General features: G+C 57.4%; 23 protein-coding genes and 2 tRNA genes. 11 read left to right on the plus strand and 14 right to left on the minus strand.

Annotated features, from left to right (window positions below):
* Positions 1-35 precede the first annotated feature (35 nt).
* The 7 genes from NP603_RS00005 to nikR all read right to left on the minus strand — a co-directional run bounded on the left by NP603_RS00005 (position 36) and on the right by nikR (position 10,364).
* Positions 36-3,944, minus strand: coding sequence for a cobaltochelatase subunit CobN (locus tag NP603_RS00005; RefSeq protein WP_256608861.1), 3,909 nt, complete (start codon positions 3,942-3,944; stop codon positions 36-38).
* 46 nt (positions 3,945-3,990) lie between these two features.
* Positions 3,991-4,326 carry a DUF2149 domain-containing protein gene (locus NP603_RS00010; protein WP_256608862.1) on the minus strand — a complete coding sequence of 112 codons (336 nt, stop codon included), beginning with the start codon at positions 4,324-4,326 and terminating at the stop codon, positions 3,991-3,993.
* Positions 4,304-4,909 carry a MotA/TolQ/ExbB proton channel family protein gene (locus NP603_RS00015; protein ID WP_256608863.1) on the minus strand — a complete coding sequence of 202 codons (606 nt, stop codon included), beginning with the start codon at positions 4,907-4,909 and terminating at the stop codon, positions 4,304-4,306. The genes NP603_RS00010 and NP603_RS00015 overlap by 23 nt, the downstream gene beginning before the upstream one ends.
* 219 nt (positions 4,910-5,128) lie before the next feature.
* A complete protein-coding gene (locus NP603_RS00020; RefSeq protein ID WP_256608864.1) occupies positions 5,129-6,226 on the minus strand; it encodes a HupE/UreJ family protein in 1,098 nt (365 codons plus the stop codon).
* A gap of 10 nt (positions 6,227-6,236) precedes the next feature.
* Entirely contained in the window at positions 6,237-8,462 is a 2,226-nt protein-coding gene (locus NP603_RS00025) for a TonB-dependent receptor (protein WP_256608865.1), read from the minus strand.
* Between the two features lie 8 nt (positions 8,463-8,470).
* Positions 8,471-9,745: a HupE/UreJ family protein gene (locus NP603_RS00030; RefSeq protein ID WP_256608866.1), complete on the minus strand. Its 1,275-nt coding sequence runs from the start codon at positions 9,743-9,745 to the stop codon at positions 8,471-8,473.
* A 151-nt stretch (positions 9,746-9,896) separates the two neighbouring features.
* Positions 9,897-10,364, minus strand: a complete 468-nt coding sequence (gene nikR, locus NP603_RS00035) for a nickel-responsive transcriptional regulator NikR (RefSeq protein WP_256608867.1) — start codon at positions 10,362-10,364, stop codon at positions 9,897-9,899.
* Positions 10,365-10,501: 137 nt separating this feature from the next.
* On the opposite strand from nikR, the gene NP603_RS00040 reads away from it, so the two are divergent.
* The 6 genes from NP603_RS00040 (at position 10,502) to NP603_RS00065 (ending at position 13,858) form a co-directional block, all read left to right on the plus strand.
* Positions 10,502-11,080: a hypothetical protein gene (locus tag NP603_RS00040; RefSeq protein WP_256608868.1), complete on the plus strand. Its 579-nt coding sequence runs from the start codon at positions 10,502-10,504 to the stop codon at positions 11,078-11,080.
* Between the two features lie 14 nt (positions 11,081-11,094).
* Complete coding sequence (locus tag NP603_RS00045) at positions 11,095-11,505, plus strand: hypothetical protein (protein WP_256608869.1); 411 nt, start codon at positions 11,095-11,097, stop codon at positions 11,503-11,505.
* Positions 11,506-11,513: 8 nt separating this feature from the next.
* A complete protein-coding gene (locus tag NP603_RS00050) occupies positions 11,514-11,903 on the plus strand; it encodes a copper resistance CopC family protein (protein WP_256608870.1) in 390 nt (129 codons plus the stop codon).
* Positions 11,900-12,523 (plus strand): hypothetical protein, encoded by a 624-nt coding sequence (locus tag NP603_RS00055; RefSeq protein ID WP_256608871.1) that lies wholly within the window; start codon positions 11,900-11,902, stop codon positions 12,521-12,523. Before NP603_RS00050 ends, NP603_RS00055 begins: the two co-directional genes overlap by 4 nt.
* Positions 12,524-12,588: 65 nt before the next feature.
* Complete coding sequence (locus tag NP603_RS00060) at positions 12,589-13,062, plus strand: hypothetical protein (protein WP_256608872.1); 474 nt, start codon at positions 12,589-12,591, stop codon at positions 13,060-13,062.
* An 88-nt stretch (positions 13,063-13,150) separates the two neighbouring features.
* Complete coding sequence (locus NP603_RS00065; RefSeq protein ID WP_256608873.1) at positions 13,151-13,858, plus strand: DUF2490 domain-containing protein; 708 nt, start codon at positions 13,151-13,153, stop codon at positions 13,856-13,858.
* Between the two features lie 85 nt (positions 13,859-13,943).
* Here NP603_RS00065 and NP603_RS00070 read toward each other — a convergent pair whose 3' ends face one another.
* From NP603_RS00070 to NP603_RS00080, 3 genes are all read right to left on the minus strand, one after another.
* The gene (locus NP603_RS00070) at positions 13,944-14,312 is read right to left on the minus strand and encodes a hypothetical protein (RefSeq protein ID WP_256608874.1); all 369 of its coding nucleotides are present in this window, start codon (positions 14,310-14,312) and stop codon (positions 13,944-13,946) included.
* Positions 14,313-14,413: 101 nt separating this feature from the next.
* On the minus strand, positions 14,414-14,980 hold the full coding sequence (locus tag NP603_RS00075; RefSeq protein WP_256608875.1) for a HupE/UreJ family protein: 567 nt from the start codon (positions 14,978-14,980) through the stop codon (positions 14,414-14,416).
* Between the two features lie 330 nt (positions 14,981-15,310).
* Positions 15,311-17,560: a TonB-dependent receptor family protein gene (locus NP603_RS00080; protein ID WP_256608876.1), complete on the minus strand. Its 2,250-nt coding sequence runs from the start codon at positions 17,558-17,560 to the stop codon at positions 15,311-15,313.
* A 381-nt stretch (positions 17,561-17,941) separates the two neighbouring features.
* On the opposite strand from NP603_RS00080, the gene NP603_RS00085 reads away from it, so the two are divergent.
* Positions 17,942-18,598, plus strand: coding sequence for a PEP-CTERM sorting domain-containing protein (locus tag NP603_RS00085; RefSeq protein WP_256608877.1), 657 nt, complete (start codon positions 17,942-17,944; stop codon positions 18,596-18,598).
* A 48-nt stretch (positions 18,599-18,646) separates the two neighbouring features.
* Here NP603_RS00085 and NP603_RS00090 read toward each other — a convergent pair whose 3' ends face one another.
* Positions 18,647-19,159: a septal ring lytic transglycosylase RlpA family protein gene (locus NP603_RS00090; protein WP_256608878.1), complete on the minus strand. Its 513-nt coding sequence runs from the start codon at positions 19,157-19,159 to the stop codon at positions 18,647-18,649.
* Between the two features lie 245 nt (positions 19,160-19,404).
* Between NP603_RS00090 and NP603_RS00095 the strand changes: the two genes are divergently transcribed.
* The 3 genes from NP603_RS00095 to NP603_RS00105 all read left to right on the plus strand — a co-directional run bounded on the left by NP603_RS00095 (position 19,405) and on the right by NP603_RS00105 (position 21,697).
* Complete coding sequence (locus NP603_RS00095; protein ID WP_256608879.1) at positions 19,405-20,703, plus strand: NAD(P)/FAD-dependent oxidoreductase; 1,299 nt, start codon at positions 19,405-19,407, stop codon at positions 20,701-20,703.
* A gap of 20 nt (positions 20,704-20,723) precedes the next feature.
* Entirely contained in the window at positions 20,724-21,245 is a 522-nt protein-coding gene (locus tag NP603_RS00100; RefSeq protein WP_256608880.1) for a YcxB family protein, read from the plus strand.
* A gap of 375 nt (positions 21,246-21,620) precedes the next feature.
* Positions 21,621-21,697 (plus strand) — tRNA-Met (locus NP603_RS00105).
* A 980-nt stretch (positions 21,698-22,677) separates the two neighbouring features.
* On the opposite strand, the gene NP603_RS00110 is transcribed toward NP603_RS00105, so the two are convergent.
* Together NP603_RS00110 and tmpT are read right to left on the minus strand one after the other, a co-directional pair.
* Positions 22,678-22,754 (minus strand) — tRNA-Pro (locus NP603_RS00110).
* Positions 22,755-22,985: 231 nt separating this feature from the next.
* Positions 22,986-23,627: a thiopurine S-methyltransferase gene (gene tmpT / locus NP603_RS00115; RefSeq protein WP_256608881.1), complete on the minus strand. Its 642-nt coding sequence runs from the start codon at positions 23,625-23,627 to the stop codon at positions 22,986-22,988.
* Between the two features lie 133 nt (positions 23,628-23,760).
* Between tmpT and NP603_RS00120 the strand changes: the two genes are divergently transcribed.
* Positions 23,761-24,183, plus strand: a complete 423-nt coding sequence (locus NP603_RS00120; protein WP_256608882.1) for a helix-turn-helix domain-containing protein — start codon at positions 23,761-23,763, stop codon at positions 24,181-24,183.
* 32 nt (positions 24,184-24,215) lie between these two features.
* Here the strand turns inward: NP603_RS00120 and NP603_RS00125 are convergent, their stop codons facing one another.
* Positions 24,216-24,758 carry a glutathione peroxidase gene (locus NP603_RS00125; protein WP_256608883.1) on the minus strand — a complete coding sequence of 181 codons (543 nt, stop codon included), beginning with the start codon at positions 24,756-24,758 and terminating at the stop codon, positions 24,216-24,218.
* Positions 24,759-24,781 lie beyond the last annotated feature (23 nt).

The following is a 24,781-nucleotide window of genomic DNA, read 5'->3' on the forward strand; positions in this document are numbered from 1 at the left end:
CGGCGGGATTTGCCGCTGCCGCGCCTAAGCCGGCATTACTCGCGATCTTTCGCTTCGGCTTGCTTGCGCTCGCGATAGCCGCGCCAGTAACCGGCCGCGAACAAAGCCAGTACGCTGAACAACAGCCACCAACTTTGCTCCGGGCTCAACGCCTGTTGCTGCTCGCCGCTGTCGTTGGCCGCTTTCTTCTCTTCCATCTCGTAGCCTTCCAAGGGTTGGGCGGCATTCGGCGCGGCTTGCGCTTGAGCGGGAGGTTGTTGAGAAGGCGGTTGCTGAGCCTGTGTTGGCTGCGGTTGTGACTGAGCCGCTGCTGCGGGCGCCGGAGGTTGCGCTTGCGCCCCCTGCGCCGCGGCTTTTGCAGCCTTGGCCGCGTCCTGCTGCTCGGCCAGTTTGCTGATTTCCGGACTGCTGCACGTGTCTTTATTGCAGGCCACACCGGCTTTGGCGATGACTTCCTTGTTGACCTGTTCCAGCTTGGCTTTCACCGCCGGGTCGGCCTGCCAGTAACCCTTGTTGATCGCCACCAGCATCCGGTCCACCATGGCCTGATAGGCCAGCAGGTTGTCGGCTTGTTCGAACTTCTTCTGAATATCGAGCTGGTATTTGTCCTCGACATAGGTTTCGTACATGGCTTGCCATTTCTCGGCGCCGACTGCTTCCGGCACCGTCACCTGCCAGCCCCACAGGTTTTCCGCGACCATATTGATGAAGCGGGCACCGGCGTAGCCTTCCTTCAACATCGACTCTATCCATTTCGGGTTCAGGTAACGACTTTGCATTTCCCGGCCCTGGTAACGTTCCAGACTCATGGTCTTGGCGGCGGTCGGGTCGGCCAGATCGGCGACCAGCACGTCCGGGGTCTTGCCGTTGACTTGCCTTGCGGCCATTGCCGTACCGCCCAGGTATTGGAAGAAGTCGTCGCCGTCCAACGAGGCGTAGACGTTGCTGGAGCGACTGTGGATGACCGCGTCGGTGTCTTTCAACGACAACTTGAACAAGTCCACCGCCAGCGTCGCATCCTTGCTGGCCGCTTCGCCCCAATGGCCGCGGCCGTAAACGTGGTGCATGCGATTGAAGAACACGTCGGCCAGTTGTTTTTCGTCCGTCCAGGTGTTGGACAGCGGAATCGCCCGATCCAGATTGGTACCGTAAGCGCCGGACGGCACGCTGAACAAGCGGGCCGAAGCCATATCCAGCGCTTCCTCCGGCTTCAAGCCGCGCTTGACCAATTCGGCCTGGGTTTCTTTGATATGTCGACGCAGCGGGTTGTCGGGCTCGTCTTGTTCCTGGGCCTTGGTTTCGGCCTGATCCAGCAGTTTAATGACCGAAGCGAACAAGTCGCGGTATAAGCCGGACGGAATAATGGTGACGTCGACGCGCGGCCGTCCCAACGTGTCGCGGGCAATCACGTCCACGCCCTGGGTGCGGCCGCGTTCGTCCCAATGCGGTTTGACGCCGAGCAGATGCATGATCTCGGCTTCCATCACGCCTTCGTGGCGCGAGCTTTCCACGCCCCATAAATTGAACACCAACCGTTCCGGATAGTGGCCGTGCTGCTTTTTGAAGTCTTTGACCACTTGCTCAGCCAAGCGCGCGCCTTCGTTGTAAACCGCTTCGCTGGGTATCCGCGACGGATCGAAGCCGTACAAATCCTTGCCCGTCGGCAGTGCGTCCGGGTTGCGTAACGGATCGCCGCCGCTGCCGGCCGGGATGTAGCGGCCGGCCAGGGCATCGAGCAACGCATCCATTTCCGCGTTGGCGCTCTCGGCAATCAATTTGGCCGTGGCCTGGACTTTTTGTTTCAACGCAGCGCCTTTCAGCGTCGGATCGCGGGCGACGACGGCTTCGGCGAAACGCAATCGGGTTGCTTCATCCGGCGCCTTGCCGAAGGTATGCAAGCCCATTGGCACTTTTTTCTCGCGGATTTCCTTCAGATAATGCTCCAGTTCTTCCAACTGGTCGGCCGTTTCGGCCCGTTGCATTTTCAAGTCTTTCAACAGCCCGGCCTTGCTGGCGATTTGGTTGATCTCGTCCAAGCGAATCTTCGCCAATTGCTCGCTTTTCTGGGCGGCGACGTTGTAGTCGTCCAACAAACCCGCCAGTTTGGCCAGTTCCGGATTCAGATCGGCTTTATCGAGCGGCGGTGTCATATGCGAGATGATCGTCGCCATCGCCCGCCGCTTGGCCTGCAAGGCTTCGCCCACATCGTCCATGATGTAGGGGTAAATCTGCGGCACATCGGCCATCAGAATCTCACCGGGATCGGCGGCGGTGAAACCGACTTCCTTTCCGGAGAGCCATTCGTGGGTGGCATGCGTACCGAGATGGATCATCGCGTCGGCGTGGTAGCCTTTTTGTAGCCACAAATAGAACGCCACGTATTGATGATGCGGCGGCATCGTTACGTCGTGGTACAGTTTTTTGACGTCCTGCTCCGAGCCGCGCGACGGTTGCGGCGCCAACAACAAGTTGCCGTATTGCAGTGCCGGCAGGATCAGAAAGCGTTGGCCTTTGCTGTCGGTCCAGGCGCCGATTTTGCTGTCTTCCGGCTTGCCCCAAGACTTCAGCATCGCGGCCTTGAAGGTTTCCGGCAGCGCCTCGAACCACTGCTGATACTCGGCGATCGGCAACAACACCGCGCGGCCGCTGGCGGCGGCCTCGGCAATCGCGCCCGGTTCCCAGTTGCCGAGGTTGATGCCGTGGTTTTTGACGGCGGCTTTCAAGGCTTCGCCATCGGTCGGTGCGTTACCCAATCGGTAACCTTCCTTGCGCAGCCGCTCCATGATCAACAGCAACGATTCCGGCAACACATTCAGATACGAGGCGCCGATGTTTTCCTTGCCGGGCGGGTAGTTGTAGTACAGCAATGCGACTTTTTTGTCGGCGTTGGCGGTGCGGCGCAGTTTCGCCCATTTGTCGAGGCGGTCGGCGTAGCGGGCGACGCGTTCCGGAATCGGCGCTTCGCGGACGAAATCCTGGCCGGTGGCCTGGTCGTGCACGCTTTCTTTACTTGCCACCACGGTCGGCGCAATTTCGCCGGCGAATTCCGGCAACGCCACTTGCCAAGCCCGCTCCATCACGTCAAGACCGGTCGCCGATTCGGTCCACTGCGTTTGGCTCTGGCTGTTCAAGGCGATGCCATTCAACACCGGCACGCCCAAACGCGTCAGCGTCGGTACGGTCTTGTCCGGGCTGGCGCCGATCTTCAACGCCAGCGCGGCGATGGCTGCGACACGGGATTTGCCGTTGCCGTCGACCAGCATTTTTTCCAGCGTCTTGTCGTAGGGATAGCCGAATACCGGCAGCACGTTGTAGCCCTTGGCTTCCAATTGTTCGGCCAACGCTTTGACGGTGTCGGTCTGGCCGGACAGCGCCGACGAGCGGTAGAACAGGATCGCGATCCAGGGCCGGGCAGCCTGATAGCCGGCATAAGCCTTTTGATAGCTGTCGAAATCGGCAAACAATCGTTTGCTGCGCACATCGAAGGCGCCGATCTCCGGTTGGGCTTGCGGCGGCGCGATTTCGGCTTGGACATGTTTGAATTTGGCCAGGGCCAGCCGGATCATGTTGGCGGCGTTGTCGGCGCCGCCGGCCGACATATAGGCTTGCAGGTCTTTATCCAGTTGCAAGCCGTAATCGGCGAAATCGGCGTCGTAACTCAAACCCACCGCATACAACTTGCCGCCGCGCGCGGCGATTTGTTTGAACACCGCGCCGCCTTCGCGCAAAATGCCGCGCCCGGTGATTTGCGCCAGTACCAAGTTGGATTGCTGCAATTCGGCCTGCTCGGCTTGCGCCAGTTTCGAGCTGGAATAAACCCGCAGTTTCACGCCTTGCAGTAGCGGATCGTTTTGCAATTTGCGCGCGGCTTCGACGGCGGTTTGCGAATCCAGGTCGCCCAAAATCAGGCTCAGGTTAACCTGAGCTTGTTCTGCAAATGCCATAGAGTTAAACACCCATAGCAAAATACATAACAGCCAGCCAAAAAGTTTATTCGGGTACATAAACCACCTTGCCGTCGTTCAACCGGTATGCGGTGCCCAAACGCTCGCCGGAACCGCTGAGTTTGCGGTCGGTGACCTTGGATACCTTGATTTGCGAGCCTTTTTTGCTGACGATTTCCATCGTGCCGTCGGCGTTTTGCTTGGTCATCGTCACGGTCGATTCGGGATTCATCAGGTCCAGCATGTTGTAGGCCATGAACAAGGCCACCATCATGCTGACGATGAATACCACGCTGGCGTCGAACAGGTTGGCGACGCCGGCGATCGGATCTTCCAACGGCTCGCTGTTGCGGTGCAGGTTAGAGCGTCTCAGATAGCGCATGGCCATCCTCCTCTATGCTCGCGTCCGGCACGTCCAACATCCGGCTGGCGGCCAGCTCGGCCTGGTGCCGCATCGCCGCAAAATCGGCGCGCAGCCATTGTTCGCGCACCAGCGCGATCAAATAAGCCACCACGCCGCAACCGAGGCCGGTCACGGTAGCAGTGAACGCGGTGACCATGCTGCCGGCCATGCTCGGGATATTGCCTTGGGCCAAGGCAGCCAGCGAAATGCCCATCGGAATCAAGGTGCCCATCAAACCCAGTGCCGGGCCGAGTTTGATCACGAAACGGATTTGGTCGAGTTTGACCAATTGCCGGTGCTCGTGGTTTTGCAACAGCAGCTCCAATTCCACATCGAGCGGCGCTTCGGAGCGCCGGTTTTTACCCAGCGCGACGGCCAGATCGAGATTGAAAAGGCGCACGCTACGCGAGCCGGCTTTGCGCCGGTCCAGCCATTCCTGCAACAATCGGCCGCAGGCATAGACCGAATAGGCTGCCAACAACGTAACGATCAGCAATACCGGCAGGTATAACGACGACGAAATCCGGTACAGAATGGTTTCTAATAAGTGGGTCAGTTCCACGGCCTTCCTCCTCAAGCATTTTTGTAGTTGTTTTAATAAAAAATATTTGTATTCAATCGTTTACCAACCTCCAGACCGGAGCCATGGCCAAACGGCGGGCAATAGCCGGCCCTGGCTGGAAACAGCCGTTTTTTTTCGGTTTGGAAATCGGTCCCGGCCGCGAGGGGCCGGGTTGCAAAACTATCGGCTGACGTAAACCGCGCCGCCGGTCGCAGCCGGTTACAACATGGTCCGCTCCACCAGCCAGAAGGCGCCCATCACACTGACCGCGACCGAGCCGCCCTTCAAAAACCGGCTGGCCGTTGCGACCTGATTGTTCAGCCACCAGATCAACGGCAGCACCAGCGCCGCGACGGCAATCTGTCCGCTTTCTATGCCTAAGTTGAACGCCAGCAGCGGCAACAAAATCCCGGTGTCGGCCGCCGAGATGTTCATTTCCTGCAACACCCCGGCAAAGCCGAAGCCGTGGATCAGCCCGAAACCGAAGGTCAGCCAGTGCCGGCCCTTGGGCTTGTCGCCACGGACAATGTTCTCGATGCCGACGTAGATAATCGTCGCGGCGATGAAGGGTTCGACGAAACTGGCCGGCAATTCGACTAGCCGCAATCCGGCGCAGGCCAGGGTGATGGAATGGGCGATGGTAAAGAAGGTGATGATCTTCAACGCCGGCCACAAACTATGTGTCACCGCCAATAATGCGAACAGGAACAGCAGGTGGTCGTAGCCGGTCAGGATGTGTTCGATACCCAACTTAAAAAAGTCGCCGAACGCCGCGAACGCAGCTTGGGGGGCTGCCGAGTCCGCGGCGGCGGCGAGAGTCAAATCCAACTGGTCATCGCTGCGGCCCAGCATCTTTTCGGCCAGCGATTTTCCGGCGGCATCGCGTACCGTCAAATATTGCTGGTGGCCGTCCGGCAGCAATGCCAGAAATCCGGATTGCAGCCGCAACTGGCGCTGCGCCACCAGCGGATACTGCAACTCGACCTGGGCATTGTTCTTGCCGTCGTAACTGACCGGGCCGGGCTGGCTCTGCGCGTCGACGCCGTCAACCGCGATACGCAATTGTTCCGCCAGCAGTTTGGCGATGGCGGGCTTGGCCGCTTCGCGCTCGGCGTCGCTGACCTCGGCGTCGAGATCGCTATCCATCGCCACGAAGGCTTCGATATCCTGCAACGCAAAGGTTGCGGTGGCCTCGATGTGGTCCGGTTTCAGCGCCAGATCCAGCGAGCTGAGTCCGGGCGCATGGGCGGAGGCCCGACCGGCCATCAAAGCCAACACTATCAGCGGCAGCCGGGAAGCCGGAATGCGAATTGCCATACCGCTTACCTCAGAAATTGATCGAAATGGTGCCGCGGAACATGCGCGGTTCGACCGGATGCTTCAAGATGCCGAACTGGTTGGGCGAACCGTTCGGGTAGGCGTACTCGTAGGCATAGGCAATGTCGTTGCTTTGCGAGCCGAGGATGTTGAACACGTCGATCTCGAACTTGTATTGCTTATGTTTGTAACCGGCGCTGAGGTTGACGATGTTGGTATCACCGGACCAATAATCGACATTGGTATCCGGATCGCGGTCTAGGTAGACCCGGCCGAAATGCCGCAAGCGAATGGCGCCGAATAGGCCGTTCGGCGCTTCGATCGTAGCGCCGGTGGAAACCACCCGGCCGACCGAATTCGGAACGTAAAGATTGTTGTCGGCGTATTTGGCGGTGGTCAGCGCAAAGTCGGCATCCAGCGTCAACCAATCGAACGGTTTGTAGTAGTTGGTCAGTTCGATACCGTAACGGTGCGATTTGCCGGTTGCTTCCGTGGTACCGGCGTCGCCGACGAATACCAATTCCTGGCTCGACTCCAGCCACCACAGGGCGAAGGTACTGTTCAGGCCCGGTACATAATTGGTACGGATACCGGCCTCGCCGCCGCGCGACCAGGCGGCGGGGCGAATGCGGGCAATCGACAGTCCGGCGTCGTCCACCGCCGGCGAACCGTCGTTGGGATTGCGTTGCAACGTGGTGCCGCGGGCATCATTGGAGTGGTAACCGTAACCGGCGTTAAAGAAAAATTCGGTGTCGTACCAGGGCCCCAATACCAAGCTGATTTTCGGACTGACCATAACCTTGCCGCGGCTACCGGAGTTGGCGGCGTTGATCGCCGGATCCTGGTTGCGATTGTCCAGCACCTCGACGTCGTTATTGATGAAATCGCCGCGCAGGCCGGCGATGGTACGGACCTTATCGTGCCAATGGGTGGTGTTTTTGAAGTAGGTGCCGACCGTGGTGACGCCGACGTTGCTGCGGCTGACCGTGTTCATGATCCGGCGCGCTTCGGTTTCGTATAGGCCCAGGCCCATGATCTGGTCGTTACGGAATTGCAGGCCGACACTGTTATCCATTTCGAAGCCGAACAATTTGTTGTAACGGGTATGCTCGAAATGGCCGCCGGTTTGTACCCGTTGTTCGGTTTGCAGAATCTGGTCGCCGCCGGCACCGCGGGTGAAGCCGCTGAAGTTGGAATACAAGTCCAGGTCGGTATACACAGCATAGATATTGGCGTCGTTTTTCCAATTGTCGCCCTGATTCCAGAAGCTGCTGGACAGACTGTAGCGGTTGGTCTTGCCGCCGTCGGTCGGGTCCATAGAGCCGTATAGCCCGAGACTGCCGTTGTCGATCGCCGCCTGCGGAATCTGGTTGGTCGCGGTCCAACTGTTGGTATAGGCCTTACCGTTGATCGATAGCCCCCAATCGTCGCCCCCCAAGGTGTAACGCAACTGGCCGTTGAATTTCTTCGAGTCTTCCGGCACTTGCCAGACACCGTCGTAAAGATTGAATTCGCCGGCATAGAGCAAATCGCCGTCGCCGACTTTCATCGAGTTGGCGACCAAAGTCCGGTAATAATCGAACGAGCCGGCGGTGAATTTCAAAATGCCCTGGTCCAGTTTGTCCATCGTGAACATCTTGGCGTAACCGGCCGCGGAAAAATCGCCGACCTCGGCGTAATACGGGCCTTTGCCGTATTCGACTTTCTTGACCAGTTCCGGAATGATGCTATTGATGTCCATGTAACCCTGACCGTGGGCGTGGGTGGTCATGTTCATCGGGATGCCATCGACGAAGGTGGTGAAGTCGGTGCCGTGATCCAAATTGAAACCGCGCAGGAAGTATTGGTTAGCCTTGCCGGAGCCGCTGTGCTGGGTGGCGATGGCGCCGGGCACGACTTCGACCAGCTCACCGTTACGCGAGAACGGCCGGTGCTCGAATTGCTTCTGGCTGACTTCACCTTGCGAGGCCGACGGCGCGATACCGATCAGATTTTTGCCGCGGCCGTCTTCCTCGACTTGCACCGCTTCCAGTTCTTCCGACTTTTCCGCTTTTTTGGCTTTGTTGGCGGTTTTGACCGCCGGCTTATCCTCTTCTGCAGCGGCGACGGCAACCATATCCGGCGCCGGCTCGGCCAACACTTCGGCCCCGGCCAAACCGAGGGCGATTTCCAGGCCAACGGCCATTAGTGTTTTGGGAAACAGCGCGGCGCGCCGGGTCAGGCGAAGTGGGTACATATTCTTCCTCATAGTGCGAATATCGTTGCGGTGGTTGTTGTTATGAACACCGGTCTCGAGCCGGATTGGATGTGGAAAGCGGTTTTGCTCGCGGCAAACGTGCGGGAACGGCCGGCGCTAAGGCAACGTCGAGCCAAGCCGTTGCCGGCGGCGCGAAAGGCGGCCGCATGCAGGCGGTAAAAAATTCGGGTGTCGGGAGCGACGCCAAAAGATTCGGCGCGGATTTGCTGAATGGTTTCAGCCGATACGGAAGGGGTGGAGCGAAACGCTAAAGAAATCGGGGCGGGGCTTGCGGAAACGGAAAGCGGCGGCGAAGTGCGGCCGACACCGCTGCTGAGCAGTTGGGTGCCCGGTGTCTGGTTGATATCCGGAAAGCGCTGTTTGAAACCGCTCAGGCAATTGCGGGCCATATCGGCCAGCGCCATCGCGCAGAAATCAAGCACAGGCAACGCGCACGCCGCAACCGATTCGGAGCCAGCGACCGCATGCCCGGCGGGCGGTTTGGCTAGAGCGGCTTTGGCGCTACTGTTCGCCGCCGCGCTATGGCAGGTCGCAGTTACCGCGACCGCGCCGGAAACTCGCTCCAGCCCGCCGCCGGGGTAGCCCGCCAAATTGCCGGAGTAAAACGCCGCATCCGCGTGCAAATGTTTCGAAGCGGCAGGTCCGGCGGCTTCGGCCGGGCCGGCTTTGGCCCATACCGCCTGCGAAAACATCGCGGTCAAAAGAAAAGTCGCGGCCAGCACCACCAACTTGGCGACCACGATGCCGGCGCCATGCAGCAGCAAAGTCGCCAGCATAAAGCCCAGGGTATAAGAGATCAGGCTGGCTGAGGCGGAAATTTCCTGGCCGTGGGCAAAACCGTGAAAAAAGGCGAAAAAGGCGACGATCAAGACATTGACCTTGCTGCTGAAGCGGACCTTGCGCGTGATCAGCAGCGCGAATACCGCACATGACAACAGAACGATGCCTTCGACGCTGGGTATCGTGATCCCGGCAGCGCCGGCCAATCCGCCCAGACTCATCACGCCGACGAAGGCCAAGGGCAGCATCCAGATCGCTTGGCCGCGCAGCTGAGCGGCCCAAATCCCGACCGCCAACATCGCCAGCAAATGGTCCCACCCGGCCAGCGGATGGTTAAATCCGTTATTCCAGCCCAGCGCATCCAAACCGATAAATTGCGCACCCACCAACGCCGCGAATGCAAGGAGCAGCAAGCCGAAACCCAACGGCCGCAGCCAAACGGGCAACTTGTGGAATGGGGTTTGGGAGCGGCGCAACTTCATGGTTTAGCGACGAAAAAAGCCTTTTGCAGTCAATTCAAATGCCCGTTAAGACGAATGGGCAACGAATCATACGACACATAGCACATTTTTAAAAATTATGAATAATAAATAAAATGTCTTATCATGCGCCGCATCGGGCTTCCTACCCGACTCAGCTATGCGGATGTATATGCGAATGGCTATGGCCGTGGTGATCGTGCTGGTGAGTACCGGTCGCCATTTTGACCGGTACCAGATTGAGCGAGGCGTGGCGGACGCCGGTTTCGGCGGACAGCTTGTCGGCGAACGCCCGGATGCGCGCGGTCAATCCGCGTAGAAACAAGGTTTCCAGGCAGTCGTCGTGATCCAGATGCACGTGCATCGACGATACCACCAGATCGTGGGCGTCGTGCTGGTGGCCGGTCAGGCGCTCCGCCAGGTTGCGTTCGTGGTGGTTGTAGACATAGGACAGCGTGGCGATGCTGTAAATGGCTTGATCCTGTTTCAGCCGTTTGGTCTCGATTTCCTTGCGCAACAGGTCGCGGACGGCTTCGGAGCGGTTGGAATAGCCGCGGGCGGCGATCCATTGGTCGAACTCCGCCGCCAGCTCGTCGCTGAGAGAGATAGTAAAACGTTCCACAGCAAGCTCCTGTTCTTATAGTCGTTATAGGAGCCGGCGATTATAACGCAAGCGGAACCCGCACCGCGCCAGCGGCAAAGCGGGTTATTTATGAAAAGAGCCGGGGTTACCGGCCGCGATTCTTAGGGAGAGGCTGAATGTCCACAGGACATTACACACATGACAATTTCGGCAAAATCGTGATTCGCGCGCAAGTGGGGATTGCACTGGCCCTATTACTCTGTTTACCGCTCGCCAATTTCTGGTTTCCCAGCGCCTACAGCCTCAAGGCCGGCATCCACGGCCTCAGCGCCATTCTGGCGTTGGTCGTCGGTACTTATTTGACGCATAGGGCCTTGCCGTTGATCAAAGGCATGCACGTCAATCTGGAGTCGCTGCGCCGCTGGCTACTGGTAGCCACCCTGCTGAACTTGGCCGGCGCGATCAGCGGCAACTGGATCTACATGCGTTACCGCGGCCAGGACGGTCCCCGCGACTGGATTTTGGAGCGGGTACCCGCAATTCACAACGTGCTGATGGAGTTCAAAGAGTTCGTCTCGTTGTTTCCGTTCCCATTGATGCTGTCGGCCACCGCGCTGTTGTATTACTACGGCTTGCCGATGCAGACCCGACGTGACCTGTGCCGCTTCGTCGGCATCACGATCCTGGTGTCGTGGAGTTTTCTGATGCTCGGTTTCGTGGTCGGCCTGGTGCTGGCCAAACTGCGCTTCGTTTGAACCAGGAACGCCTGATGCAACAACAATCCGAATCGAATATTCAAGCGCTACGCTCCGGCCCGGTCGTGGCGGCCAGCCTGGCGTTACTGCTGGCGTTTTTGACGTTGATGGTCAGCCACCATATTTCCCGGCTTTCGCCCGGCCTGGACAAGCTGGTGCATAGCTACGGTTACTGGATTCCCGGCTCGCAAGGCAAGGGGCCGGACGGCAGCATCGGCTCTTACACCGGCAAGGAAACGCTGGCCATCGGCGTCTGGCTGTTGAGTTGGTTGGCATTCCACCTGATGTGGCGCAAACAGGACCTGGACTTGGCGATCTGGACCCGGATTTTCGTCATCAGCCTGATCGTTATTACGCTGGGTTTTTTCCACCCGTTGTCAGACCCGCTGGTACTGTTAATCGCCGGTTTTTTTGGCTTGCCCTGAGGAAAACCATGCCCAAGTTTTTGAATCTACTCGTCCCCATATTGCTGGCCTTGACCAGCCCAGCCGGCCTGGCCGAAGGCGTATTGTTGAAATCGGAGCCGAAAAACAACGCCGAAGTGAGCAATTTCGACGGCACCGTCAAATTCTGGTTCAGCGGCAATGTCGGCGAACGCTCGCCGTCGGTCGTCGTGGTCGATGCCCACGGCAAACGGGTCGACAACGGCGACACCCGTCTGGTGTTGGGCGAACGCCACCGACTAGCCGCAACCACCCAAGCCCTGCCGCCCGGCCCTTACGCCGTCCGCTATCGGGTGATTACCGAGGACGGGCTGGTGGTCAGCGGCATCTCCAAGTTTACCGTCGTCGCCGCAGCAGCGAGTACGGAGGCCAAGCCATGAAAATATTACCGGCTATGATCCTGGCCGCTACCGCCCTCGGCCAAGCGCAGGCGTCGGTACCGCTGGGCGGCAACCGCAAAGGCGCCGACGGCAATTACGACCTCTACGGTTGCATGCTGACCAACGACTATTACGTGGTCAATTTTTCCGCCTACCAGCTCGACCCGAACCAGGCCAAGGACGATAAATCCATACTCCAAGCCGAATGCGTCGATCTGCCGCGGGTCGGCAAAACCCAAATCGCCGTGGACCTGCTGGACCTGGACGTGCGGAAAAAACCGGTCGGCCTGAAGATTTTGCGCGAGGATGGTCAAGTGATCGCCGAAGTGCCGATGGCCGTGGTCAAGCAAGGCGTATTGACGGCCAGCGTGGATTTCAAAACCGCCGGCAAATACCAAGCGGTGCTGTCGGTGGAGGACTCCGATTTGCACACGCCGCCGGAAACCAGCGCCTTGCACATGCCGTTGACGGTCGCTATGGCCGTGGCGCCGTCGGCAGCCAATGCCGGCAGCGCCAAAGGGTTGGGCGTGGTGTTCGGCGTGCTGGGCCTTTGCCTGGCGTTGGCCGCCTACTATATCCCGCGGCTGCTAAAGCCGCGCACCGACGGCAGCCCGTCGTAACCTGTCGCCGATGCTGCGCGATTAGCGTGGCTCGATCCGGTCACCATTACTACCAGGAAACATTTATGAGAGCGACATTACCAAAACCGTTTACGGCTTTAATCCTGGCCGCCCTGCTTGGCGCCTGCGCCCATCCGGAACGGCATGGGCAGGAGATCGCCGGTTTCGTACCCGGCCTGGGCGAAATCATGGCCCAAACCGCCACTCGCCATGCCAAGTTATGGTTTGCCGGACAGGCGCAAAATTGGGATCTGGCTGCTTACGAAGTCGACGAACTGCACGAAGGCATCGAAGATGCCGGCAAATATCACCCGACCCACAAACAGATTCGCCAACCGATTCCCGATCTGTTGGCGCTGTATCTGGACCAACCCTTGGCCGAGCTGGATCAAGCCGTCACAGCCAAAAATCAACAGGCATTTATCGCGAATTACGATAAGCTTACCGCTGCCTGCAACGCCTGCCACCAAGCCACCGAATTCGGTTTCAACGTCGTGGTGCGACCCAGCTTCAACCCGTTCGCCAACCAGGCGTTCTGAGCGACGGCTTCGTTCGTTTAGCAGGGGCGGTTGCCGCGGCCCGGCGTTGCAGTTGCGGTAATTTATCCATTCTCAGCAAGCGAACACTATGCGCAAATTTTTACCACGCCGGACGGCAGCCTGCCTGCTGTTGCCGGCAACATTCGCCGCGGCGGCCGGACCGGTGCGCGACGATTTCGGCGTCTGGATCAGCAATACTTACCAAACCGACTTTGGCGGCAGCCCCTATCTGGCTTTTTTGGAACTGGCGCCCAGAACCAAGACCGACAACGACCAATTCGCCCAAATCATCGTCCGGCCGCTGGTCGGTTACAAGCTCACAAAAAAGTTGCAACTCTGGGCCGGCTACACCTGGCAAGGCGAATACAGCGAACAGACCGATTTCGAATTGGCCACCAACGATGCGATGCAACAGTTGCAATGGGTAGACAACTGGTCGCCGGAGTGGAATTTTCAGTACCGTTTCCGGTTGGAGCAACGCTTTTTCTCCGAGGAAGACAACGTCGCCCACCGCATGCGCCACCGCTTTCGTTTGGTGTACTCGATACCCGACACCAAAGCCTATCTGATCGGCATCGACGAGCTCTTCGTCTATTTCAATTCGTTCGACGACGGCCGTCTGGCACGTTCGGTGCAAACCGGCATCAACCAGAACCGCAGTTATGTCGGCGTAGGTTATAAACTGACACCGCAACTGAATGTCGATACCGGCTACCAATTACAATACGTGCATAACTACGGCGCGCCGGATTTGGTCAACCATGTCTGGTTTACCAACATCAACGTCAACTTCTGAGGCGGTTCTGCCGCGCAAAAAAAAGGGCGGCTCAGGCCGCCCCTAGTCGATACATGAAATAGAAACAGCTGTAACTGACTTCCTGTTATTGGAATTTGGTCAGCCCGGCAAAGCCTTCGCGAGCTTCTTTCAGTTCTTGCTCCGCGCCGGCGAAATCGGATTTTTTAGCCAACTCTCTGGCTTTTTTCAGTTTCAAAACCACTTTGTCGCGCTCGAATTCGAATTTGTAGTTGGCGCTCAGTTCGCTGGCGTTCTCTGAAATTTCCTTGATCAAACTCGCGACTTTGGTCGAATCGGCAGAAGGAATCGCGTCCAAAGCGGCTTGCACCTTGGCATCCACTTCTTTCAATACCTCAGGCACGCTCTTTTTGGCTTCTTTGGCCAAGGTCGCGCCGGAAAAGCCCAGCATTGAAAAAAACAGGGTGAACGCGATTAAAACTTTTTTGAATGACATGTTTACTCTCGATAATTAAATTGAACGATGGGGGTAAAGCGAAATTTCCTGGTTTGCGATTGAACTTGGCTGAACGGAACTCCTTTGGTTGAAATTATTGCTTAATTTATTCGGGCTGCGCCCCAGCGGGCTGGCGCGGCCAGCAATGCCGGGATGGCCCGATTTGCGGCAACGCCGAGCGCTAGTTGACTCAAAGTCGCTAAGGTAAAACCTGCGGTATAACCGAGCGCGTCGCTATCCAGCCAAATATCGTAAGCATGGGCGTATCCATGGCATACCGCGACGCCGGCAATCACCGATAACGACAAAGCCCAATGCAATTGGCGTCCCGACGCCAGCAGTAAGCCCAGCACCAAAATGCCGGCGTACATCAGCGTTTCGGGATGGGCAATCTCCAGCGGAACCAAAGCCATTGCGCCGCCCACCAACAGCAACGCCAGGAATGACAGCGCCAGCGAGACGACGGCTCGAACATGGCCGCTGCGGCAGAGCCAAAAGCCGACCGCGAGCATCGTCAAGATATGGTCCGAACTGGAAAAAGGATGCAGCAATCCGCTACCGAAACCGATCGCTTCGCCGGCCTCATGGAAAGGATGGGCATAGGCCGGCATCGAACCGGCCGAAAACATTAATATCGTTAACAAAAAACGCTTGAAAGACTTGCTCATAGTGACCTCTGCCTGCAAAAGGTTATGGTGGACACTGAACCTGGTTCGAACGGCGCGCCACTCCGAAATGATGGTTTGGCGGCACCAGCCCGACTTTGGAGGGCGTCAGCGCCGGCACCACGCAAACGAGGGCTATCTTAGCAAAAATATGAAGTTTTAATAATATTTCATATTGACCGCATGCCCGCGCCAATCAGCGGAATCTTGCCAGAGCAACATGACAGGCTGTTGACCGGGCCGCCGCGTTACGCCAAAGCGAACATTCAGGGCGGGGTTCCGCCATTAAAACGCCCTTTTCCGCGGAACAGACGCAATCCCGACAAAACCGAGTCAGAACTCGTACTTGAACCCGGCCTGGACCAGACGCGGCATGCCGGACTGGATACCTCGCACCCGGTCGGTGATATAAGTGTTGTCCAGCAGATTTTTCATCGCCACGAACAGGGTCAAATCCTTCTGCACTTTGTAGGAGCTGGCGAAGTTGACGACCACGTAGTCGTTGATTTTGCCGTAGCTGCCGCCCAATGCCGCGTTGCTGGTGGGCCCATCCGGGTGGTCGGCGCCGCTGTCCAGATTCAGGAAATCGGCATATTGTTCGCTGACGAAGGCCGCTTCCAAATGGGCGTCGAAGCCGTTTACATGCGAGTAGCCCAGGGTTGCGGTCAACAGGCTTTCCGGCGCGTACGGTGCGCGCTTGCCTGCGGCGGAACCGCGGACATAACCGTCCGGACAGCTTGCGGGCAGAACCCCGCTGGATAACGGCACACAACGGAAGGCCTCGTTGGTTTCTGCGGTCGGCAACCACATATAGGCGATTTGGGCGTAGGGGTTATGCGCCGAATCGAATACGTCACCGAAATCGGCCCGCGCCATCAGCTCAATCCCTTCGTACAAAGCCTTGCCCTGCGCCACCGGCACGGTGCCGCCGCCGACCGTACCTAACACGGTCAACGCCTCGAAGTCGTTGTGAAAGTAAGTCAACTCGGCTTTGACGCCGCGCAGCGGCCGAGCGCGGATACCGAATTCGGTGTTCCAACTGATCTCCGCGCCGATCTCGGCCGAACCGCCGGTATCGTTGTAAACCGCGTCTTCAACCCGCGGCGGCGCAAAACCGCGGTGAATCCCGAAGAACAGGTCGGCCCGATCGACAGGCGAATAGGTCAGCGCAAACGAAGGCAGAATTTCGGTCAAGCTGTGCTGGCCTTGGGCGCCATTCAGCAAGTTGCTGCGGCGGTAGCCGACCGATTCGACGCGCACGCCCGGAGTAACCGTCCAGTCGCCCCAAATGAATTTGTTTTGGACAAATCCGGAATAGGCATCAGCGAAACGTTCGTTTTTCTCCAATAGCTGGCCTGCGCGAGCGTTCGGCGTATTTCCCCGGATCATTTCCCGGTCCTGGCTTTCGAAGTGGCCGCGGAAACCGGCGTCCAACCGACTTTCGATCCCGAACAAATCGTGTTTGGCGTGCAAGGTCGGCGCCACGCCCCAGGTTTGGTAATTGCGCTTGCGGCCAACCGTGTAATTGCACAAATCCATATCGATCGGTATTCCGTTTTGGCGGCTGGCAACGTAAGCCGGATAACTTGCCGAGCATTGGCTTTCGGTCGGAAATTCGTTCTGCTGCCGCCACCAGTTACGTTCGTAGGCCGACCAATAAAAACTGGTTTCCAGGGTCACGTCACTGTTGAAGCTGTGTTCGTAAGTCGCGGAAGTCGACCAACGGTCGTTGGTGAAACTGGCGTTTTTGTCCGGGTTATAACGGGCACCCAGCTTGCGGTATTCGGCGTCGGTCAAACCGAAGGCCGCGCCAGGTTCGTCCTGATGGTAAAAGTCACCGCGTAAAGTCAGACGATTGCGGGCATCGAAGTCGACGATACTTTTCAGATTGACGTCATCGACCACCGCAAAGGTGTTGTCGCGGTTTGCCATACCTTCCTTGTGTATGTAATCGATTACGCCGCCCACCGCGTCGAGCCCCCGGACGTTGTTGACCATGCTGCCGTAGCGGGCGTGGCCGTTCAGATAGTCGCGGTTGCCGCCGGTAAAACTGACGAAACCGCCGGGAGTATTAGGTACTTTCGGTGTCAGATAATTGACCGCACCATTGATGGTTTGCGGGCCGAATTGGGTGAGGTCGGCGCCTTTGTAAATCTCGATGCCGTCGTAACGTTCGATCGGCGGATGGTAGTAAATGTCGTTGTCGCCGTAGGGCGCGAAGTTGAACGGAATGCCGTCTTCCAGGAACAACACCTTGGTGGAACGGAACGGGTTCTGGCCGCGAAAGGCGATATTCGGCCGCAAACCGAAGCCCTCTTCATCTCGGACGTAGACGCCCGGCGCCTTGCGCAAGGCTTCGTTGACGGTGAACACTTGATCCCTTTCCAAGGTGTCTTTACTGATCACCGCCGTCGAACCGGAAAAAGTCGCCGCCTTTTCGAAGCTTTCCTCGACTTCGACGCTGGACAGTGTGTCGGCGGCGTTCTCAGTTGGTGGGAAATGGGTTTCGGCTTCGGCGGCCGCCACGCTGTGGGCCATAAAGCCGGCCAGCAAAAACGGCAATAATCCGTAGTGTTTGGGCATATGATTCAGTTCGATTCGATTTTGGATAGCACCGCATTCAAGCTCGGGCGGGCCGAAACTGAATGCCGGCGCGCACTGTAACCAAGCTAGCTGAATCGAAACTGAAAATCCCGGCTCTCTAAATCCGGTTTATTGGCTTGGCGGAACGGAATCCTTAGCGATTTTTTCGCAGCGTTGAACCTGCGGTAGCCGTCTCGGGATTAACTGTCGAGCGCTGTCCGGTTTGCTTCTCGTCCCCCTTGTTAAACCCAGGCCGGCTCGTTCAAGCCCGACGTGGATACATGCCAAACCCATGTAACCCGCATCACCCGTTATCGACGAATCCCGGTTTTGCCGGCGGTTTGCCGTATCCGATCGATCATGACAACAGAGGATGGACGTATGAGATTAAAAATTGCGAAGCAACTACTGGCGGCGGCAATACTAAGCGCCGCGGCACAGGCTCAGGTCGGCCTGGTGAACGACGCCACCGCCGATTATGTGGCCGGATATGCCGGCAGTACCGCCGGCGATTTGGATGTGGTAAGCGCATCGGTCGCTTACAATCCGCTAACCGATATATTTCATTTCGAAAGCACCTTTGCCGCCGCAATCGGCACCTCCCCCGGCGGCTTGTACGTGCTGGGTTTCGACCGCGGTGCCGGCACCGGCCGCTTTGCGGCGAACGGTCTGCCGAACGTATTGTTCGACTCGGTAGTCGTGATCAATGCCAACGGCAGCGGCGCGGTGAATCTGTTAGTGCCGCAACCGGTTGTTTCGACGCCGTTCGCAGCAGGTACGGCCGTAATCGACGGTGCTAAATTGAGTCTGGATATTTTGGGCAGTTGGCTGCCGTCGGCCGGCTTCAGCAAGTCCCAATATACTTGGAACCTGTGGCCGCGCGACGGTTTGCAACCGGCAGGATTCGGCCAGATTTCCGATTTCGCGCCTGATAGCGTGAATGCCGCGGTACAGGTCGTACCGCTGCCAGGAGCGGTCTGGCTATTCGGCTCGGCGCTTGCCGGTTTTGTCGCAGCCCGGCGGCGAGCTTTCCGCTAGCCGCCTTGGTTAAGCGCTACAGAACGGTTAGATTTCGGCTTCGCCCGCTCAGCGCGAGCCGGGCGAGGCATCCAGAATTTCCACCGACACTTGCGCCAAGCCGTTAACGCCGATGCGTTTGGCGGCGCCGTGCGATAAGTCGATCAAGCGATCGGCGACGAACGGGCCGCGGTCGTTGACCGTGACATCGATATGGCGGCCGTTTGCCAGATTGGTGACCCTGACTTTGGACGGTATCGGCAGCGTCTTGTGGGCGGCGGTCAGGCCGTTGGGTTTGAAACGGTTGCCGTTGGCGGTGCGCTCGCCGGATTCGGCGCCGTACCAGGACGCCAGCCCGACTTCCCGGTAACCGTCCCGGCTCAATAACGGAAAATAGGTTTTGCCTTTCACCGTGTAGGGCTGGTTATAAAGTGCCTGGTCGCGGTAAGACGGCATTTGCGCCTGCGAATCCGAAGGCGGCAGCGGCGGCTCGGAGGCGCATCCGGCCAGTAACACTATCGAAGCCAGTAGCCTCAGCGGCAAATATTTCGAAGCCATGTCGTAATTTAAGTGGTTGAACATAGTCGGTCCTTTTCCAGCGGACTCGGCGGCATGGTCCTTTGCCAAACTTAACGGTTTATTAAAAACTCGTGCCGTCGGCATTCGTAGACGCGCTACTCTGGCATCGGCGCGAGGCGCAGCCCGTCAAAATCGGCCAGCCGGGATGCGATTGGTTATAATGCCGCGAGCGAGGGAATTCAAAACAATGCAGGGACGGCGCTTTCTGGGCTTGGCTAAGGCCTGGCATCACTCGAGGGGGGAACAGCATGGCGGAAAAACACAAGATATTGATCGTCGGCGGCGGTGCGGCCGGCCTGGAGTTGGCGACCGAACTGGGACAAAAACTCGGCAAAGCCGGCAAGGCGGAAATCACGCTGCTGGACGCCGCCTCCACCCATATCTGGAAACCGTTGTTGCACGAAGTGGCCTCCGGCACGCTGGCCGAGGCCGAAGAAATCGAGTACCTGTCGCAGGCCCACCGCAACCATTTCCGTTTTCTGTTCGGCAAAATGGAAGGCCTGGACCGCGCCAACAAGGAAATCATCGTCGCGCCGATTACCAACAAGCAAGGCGCCGAATTGATCCCGCAACGCCGTTTCAAATACGACACGTTGGTGATGGCGGTCGGTAGCGTCAGCAACACCTTCGGCATCAAAGGCGTCGACAAATACTGCCGCTTCATCGATACCACCAAGGAAGCCTTTCGCTTCCAGAAGCAACTGGTGGAAACCTATTACCTGCAATCCTACGCCAATCAAAACCAGCAGCGCGACAAGCCGCTGTCCATCGTCATCGTCGGCGCCGGCGCCACTGGGGTTGAACTGTCGGCCGAATTGCACGAAGTGACCAAATTGCTGGCCACCTACGGTTTGGAAGGCTCGATTGCCGTCAACATCACCATCATCGAAGCCGCGACCCAGTTGTTGCCGGCATTGCCGGCCAAACTGTCGCAAGCGACGATGGAGCAACTGGTCAAACTGGGCATCAGCCTGAAACTGGGCCGGCGCGTCACCGAAGTCACCGAAACCGCGGTGCATACCCACGACGGCGAAGTGTTCGACGCCGACCTGAAAGTCTGGGCGGCCGGCATCAAGGCGCCGGACTGGATGAAAAACCTGGACGGCTTGGAAACCAACCACATCAACCAATTGGTGGTTGATCAAACCTTGCAGACCAGCGATCCGGATATCTTTGCAATCGGCGATTGCGCCGCCTGCGAATGGGTCGGCCATGGCGGCAATGTGCCGCCGCGTGCCCAATCCGCCCATCAAATGGCATCGGCCGTCGCCAAGAGCATCGTCAATCGCCTGAAAGGCAAACCGGGCGTCAAATTCGTCTACCGCGACTACGGCTCGCTGGTGTCGTTGGGCAAATTCAGCACCGTCGGCAGCCTGATGGGCAGTTTGATGGGCACCGTCAGCGTCGGCGGCTTCATCGCCTACATGGTGTATTTGTCGTTGTACAAAATGCACCAAGTAGCGATCCACGGCTATTTCCGCACCGCAATGCTGACCTTGTCGAACCTGTTCCGGCGCAGTACCCACGCCAAAATGAAAATGCATTAATCCCTTAACCGAGCTTATCCATGTTAGATATCGAATACGAATTCCGCGAAGAAGATCTGGTTCATTTCAACGAACTGCGCCTGAAAAGCGACCCGGAAATGCAGAAAAAAATTCGCCAGAACCGCATCTTCGCACCGGGCGTAATGATGGCGATTGCGCTGTTTTACTACGTGTATTACGTGGATATGAAAACCACCGCCTACATCACTGTGTTGGCGCTGGCCTGGGCAATTGCCTCGCCGTTCATCATGAAGATCGACATGCGCCGGCAGTTTTTCAACAAATACACCGAAGCGGAAAAGAAAGCGCTGTTCGGCATGCACCATTTGACGATCGAACCGGAATTCCTGCAGGAACGGGCTCCAGGCGGCAAAAGCAAAACCCCGTGGAAAGACATGCTGCGGGTCGAAAAGCATAAGGATTACGTCTACATCTACGTCGATATCGATGCGGCCATCGTGATTCCGCGCGCCACGGTCAAGAAAGGCGACTTGAAAGCGTTTGCCAAGCAGGTTGAGGGAATGATTGACAGGGCGGGGTGAGTTTTTGACGGCAGACCAGTAGCCAAATATAAAATCCGTGCCGTATATCTCCCGTGTGCAACAGTTATTGTGAAAGCCTAGGCCTTTTTAGCCCTATATGATCAGTCCGGCTTCGGTTCGAATACCCGCTCTCGCAAGACTTGGCACTGTATCGCCATACTATGCGTCCGTACCAAGTTGCGATTGGCAGCGTTGCTGGGAACGAAGACGAGCACCTGCTGCAGCGTTTTTAATCCTTAAGGCTGTAAGGTTGCGATTATGCTCCCGGGTTCGCTTTACAGTAGAAATACAGCTCCTCGTTTAGACTCCTTTACCATTGGACAAGGCTTACAGCTTGCTTTTTTTGGGGGCGGCTGTATAATGTGAAACATTAATCGCGGGGTGGAGCAGCTTGGTAGCTCGTCGGGCTCATAACCCGAAGGTCGTAGGTTCAAATCCTGCCCCCGCTACCAGACAAATCAAAGGCTTAGGTTTAACGACCTAGGCCTTTTTTATCGACTGATGGTTTTGTTTAGGCACTTTGTAGGCAAATTTCGTCAATTTTTGGAGTATCGATCAACTCTCTTTGCCGGCTCGTAATTAAACCCTCGCCTCTACCAGACAGCTCGGCGTATTAATCGCGCTGCTCTCGCACCCCACTGCAAATATTCCTGATTATCTATCGCTTATGCGGTAGTCGATGACCAAGTCCACAATCCGCGCGCCTGCGGCCTGCTTTTTCCTGGTTTCAGCATTTCTTGCGTCCAACTTATTGGCGTGGGCGTTGGGTATGTAAACCCAGCCAGCAAAATGCTTGCGCATGGCTTACCAACCGCTGGGCTTAGTCTTCGCCGATCACGTCCGCATTTTCTTGCTGGGTTACTGATTATTGGCGCTTGGTTTTGATTGCTATCGGAATTCAACGCTACCAGGGGCATTGTAGGCATCTTCCAACAGATACCAGCAGGCATTCAAATTACAAACAGCTCCCTCAAAGACACAGACCGTCCAGGAGTAGTCAGTCGCGCCCGGCTCTTTTCCGATGGGCTAGCCAGATCGGGCCAAGCGCTATCTCCTTACGAATCCTCATGCACCGGGAGTAGAAGCCTACCACTCGCCCTTGGCCGACCGCTTGGCTTGGCATCTTCGTCAATGCGCCAGTCCGTACGCCGACCTACAGGGAAGCCGGAAGTGCGGAAAATGCAGGATCATTTTTCGTAACCGCAGCGCCGCAACTCGATCACGGCAACAGCCCTTGTGCCCGAAAGGGTAAAACAAAAAAGCCTAGATCACCCACTACAGCAAGGTGGAAATAGCCAATCTCATAGACTGCGCGAGCTATTGTGAACGGGACGAGTAAGCCAGAGTTGACGCTGATACGTCGCGCGGAGTCGTCAAAATATCGCCAGCAAAAAAGCGGAACAAGATAATTCTTTGACTTGAAAGGATTTGTTGGTCGGAGTGAGAGGATTCGAACCTCCGGCCCCTGCCTCCCGAAGGCAGTGCTCTACCAAGCTGAGCTACACTCCGTAACTCTGAATTATTTTAACAAAGACCGGCAGATCAGACATGCTATTTTTGCGCTGCATTAGCAGGCGGTCGACTGTGTCTCTCTGTCCAAGTCGCATTGATTTGGCTACATCCTGCCAAATGGAGTTCGCAAACTTTGCGTGTTGCAGAATGGTATTTTCTGGCTGATATAACGCCAAGAGGGGAGGGGCCGCCAGTATAGTAGCCGTTACAACCTAGCGGCCGCAGCTTTCAGCCCGTTTTTTCCATCAACCAAGTCGCCTCGACCGCCGCCACGATGCCTTTCAAGCCGCCTTCGACCTCGGTGCGCGCCAGCAGCGTCAAGCGGTAGTTGCCAGAGTAAAGGTCGCATACTTCGTCTGTTGCCACCGAAAACGGCGGGCCTTCCGCCAACAGTTGGTCGTATTCGTATGCCACCAGCAACTGCGGAGCGACGGCTGTCAAACCGGTCAGATGGGCTGCGTATTTTTGTCGGATTTCGGCGGGCAATGCGACTAAAGCGGCACGGTCGTATACCGCGTCCACCGGACCGAGCAGGTCGGCCGACAGCTCGAAAATATCGCCGACGAACAGGTCGATGTTATCCGCCCGGTAGTGCCATAGCGGGCCGGCTGATTGAATTTGCGGCTCCAGTTCCAGTTCGTCGAACAACTCCTCGACCGCGATCTTGCTCAGTTCCGCGCCGGCGACGCGGAAACCGGATGCCAGCAACCAGGCGATGTCGCGGGTTTTGCCGCACAAGGGCAACATTACCCGGCTGCCGGCTGCCAGCTTCAATTTATCGAAATGGGCCACCAATAACGGGTTGGCCTGTTGCTGATGAAAGCCGATTTCGCGGCGTTCCCATTTTTGGTGCCAAAAATTTGCATCCATATTTTCTCCTCACGGATTCGGGTTCGATGCCATGCCGCCGCGTTGCATCGGGCATTGCGGGGAATGGGGTTCCGGCTCAGAATACGAATTCAAGTCGACTTTAAGTCAAGTATTAATTTTGAAAGGAAAGCTAATGGATATTGCCGAAGTCGCACGGATTTCCGGATTGCCGGCGTCGACGTTGCGGTATTACGAGGAAAAAGGCCTGATCCGCTCCAGCGGCCGGGTCGGCCTGCGGCGGCAATTCGATACTGCGACGTTGCAAAGGCTGGGGCTGATCGCTTTGGGCCGGCGTGCCGGGTTGTCGCTGGACCAGATTGCCACGATGTTCTCGGCCGACGGGATGAACATCGACCGCGATTTGTTGCGCGCGCAGGCTCTGGAGCTGGATCGCAGAATCCAGGAATTGGCCTTGATGCGCGACGGCCTGCTTCATGCCGCCGACTGCAACGCGGCCAGCCATTTCGAGTGCCCGAAGTTTTTACGCTTGCTGAAAATTTCTACGCGGAAGCCAAGAACCGGCCGAATCGGGAAAAACTTCAAGAACGGCGACTAGCGCAGCACGAAATTTTCCCGACCCGCACGGAATCAACGCCCTGACAGCAATTCGCCGATTTTAGCGTCCAATTGCTCCGGCGTAGTGTTACTGGGGAAAGCCGAGATTAACTCGCCATTACGGCCGATTAGATATTTATGAAAGTTCCATTGCGGCGCCTGGCCGCTGGCCTCGGCCAGTTTCCGGAAGAATGGGTTGGCATTGGCGCCGGTCACCGCGCTTTTCTCCAGCATCGGGAAGGTCACGCCGTAATTGATGTAACACACTTTCGCGGTTTTTTCGGCCTCGTCGAATTCCTGATTGAAGTCGTTGGACGGAAAGCCCACCACTGCCAACCCGCGATCCTTGTATTTTTGATATAGCGCTTCCAGACCTTTGAATTGCGGGGTGTAGCCGCAATTACTGGCGGTGTTGACCGCCAGAACCAGTTTACCCCGGAAGGCTTGGCAAAAGTCGATTTGTTCGGTGGATCGCAACCGGGCCATTTTAAAGTTCAGCAGGTCCGCGCAGGTTTCGGCGCCGAACGCCGGCAGCGCGACGCCGCAGATACTCAGCAATATCATCAAGGTTTTCATAGTCGTTCTCCGCTTGTAACCAG

This window comes from Methylomonas aurea, from assembly GCF_024505045.1.
Classification (GTDB): domain Bacteria; phylum Pseudomonadota; class Gammaproteobacteria; order Methylococcales; family Methylomonadaceae; genus Methylomonas; species Methylomonas aurea.

Bases quoted from the DNA above. Each gene is read 5' to 3' on its own strand.
- NP603_RS00085 (WP_256608877.1), top strand. From the start codon at position 17,942: ATGAGATTAAAAATTGCGAAGCAACTACTGGCGGCGGCAATACTAAGC.
- NP603_RS00050 (WP_256608870.1), top strand. From the start codon at position 11,514: ATGCCCAAGTTTTTGAATCTACTCGTCCCCATATTGCTGGCCTTGACC.
- NP603_RS00020 (WP_256608864.1), bottom strand. From the start codon at position 6,226: ATGGCAATTCGCATTCCGGCTTCCCGGCTGCCGCTGATAGTGTTGGCT.
- NP603_RS00055 (WP_256608871.1), top strand. From the start codon at position 11,900: ATGAAAATATTACCGGCTATGATCCTGGCCGCTACCGCCCTCGGCCAA.
- NP603_RS00070 (WP_256608874.1), bottom strand. From the start codon at position 14,312: ATGTCATTCAAAAAAGTTTTAATCGCGTTCACCCTGTTTTTTTCAATG.
- NP603_RS00025 (WP_256608865.1), bottom strand. From the start codon at position 8,462: ATGTACCCACTTCGCCTGACCCGGCGCGCCGCGCTGTTTCCCAAAACA.
- NP603_RS00090 (WP_256608878.1), bottom strand. From the start codon at position 19,159: ATGTTCAACCACTTAAATTACGACATGGCTTCGAAATATTTGCCGCTG.
- NP603_RS00010 (WP_256608862.1), bottom strand. From the start codon at position 4,326: ATGCGCTATCTGAGACGCTCTAACCTGCACCGCAACAGCGAGCCGTTG.
- NP603_RS00030 (WP_256608866.1), bottom strand. From the start codon at position 9,745: ATGAAGTTGCGCCGCTCCCAAACCCCATTCCACAAGTTGCCCGTTTGG.
- NP603_RS00120 (WP_256608882.1), top strand. From the start codon at position 23,761: ATGGATATTGCCGAAGTCGCACGGATTTCCGGATTGCCGGCGTCGACG.
- NP603_RS00045 (WP_256608869.1), top strand. From the start codon at position 11,095: ATGCAACAACAATCCGAATCGAATATTCAAGCGCTACGCTCCGGCCCG.
- NP603_RS00040 (WP_256608868.1), top strand. From the start codon at position 10,502: ATGTCCACAGGACATTACACACATGACAATTTCGGCAAAATCGTGATT.
- NP603_RS00005 (WP_256608861.1), bottom strand. From the start codon at position 3,944: ATGGCATTTGCAGAACAAGCTCAGGTTAACCTGAGCCTGATTTTGGGC.
- NP603_RS00100 (WP_256608880.1), top strand. From the start codon at position 20,724: ATGTTAGATATCGAATACGAATTCCGCGAAGAAGATCTGGTTCATTTC.
- tmpT (WP_256608881.1), bottom strand. From the start codon at position 23,627: ATGGATGCAAATTTTTGGCACCAAAAATGGGAACGCCGCGAAATCGGC.
- NP603_RS00075 (WP_256608875.1), bottom strand. From the start codon at position 14,980: ATGAGCAAGTCTTTCAAGCGTTTTTTGTTAACGATATTAATGTTTTCG.
- NP603_RS00125 (WP_256608883.1), bottom strand. From the start codon at position 24,758: ATGAAAACCTTGATGATATTGCTGAGTATCTGCGGCGTCGCGCTGCCG.
- NP603_RS00065 (WP_256608873.1), top strand. From the start codon at position 13,151: ATGCGCAAATTTTTACCACGCCGGACGGCAGCCTGCCTGCTGTTGCCG.
- NP603_RS00080 (WP_256608876.1), bottom strand. From the start codon at position 17,560: ATGCCCAAACACTACGGATTATTGCCGTTTTTGCTGGCCGGCTTTATG.
- NP603_RS00060 (WP_256608872.1), top strand. From the start codon at position 12,589: ATGAGAGCGACATTACCAAAACCGTTTACGGCTTTAATCCTGGCCGCC.
- NP603_RS00095 (WP_256608879.1), top strand. From the start codon at position 19,405: ATGGCGGAAAAACACAAGATATTGATCGTCGGCGGCGGTGCGGCCGGC.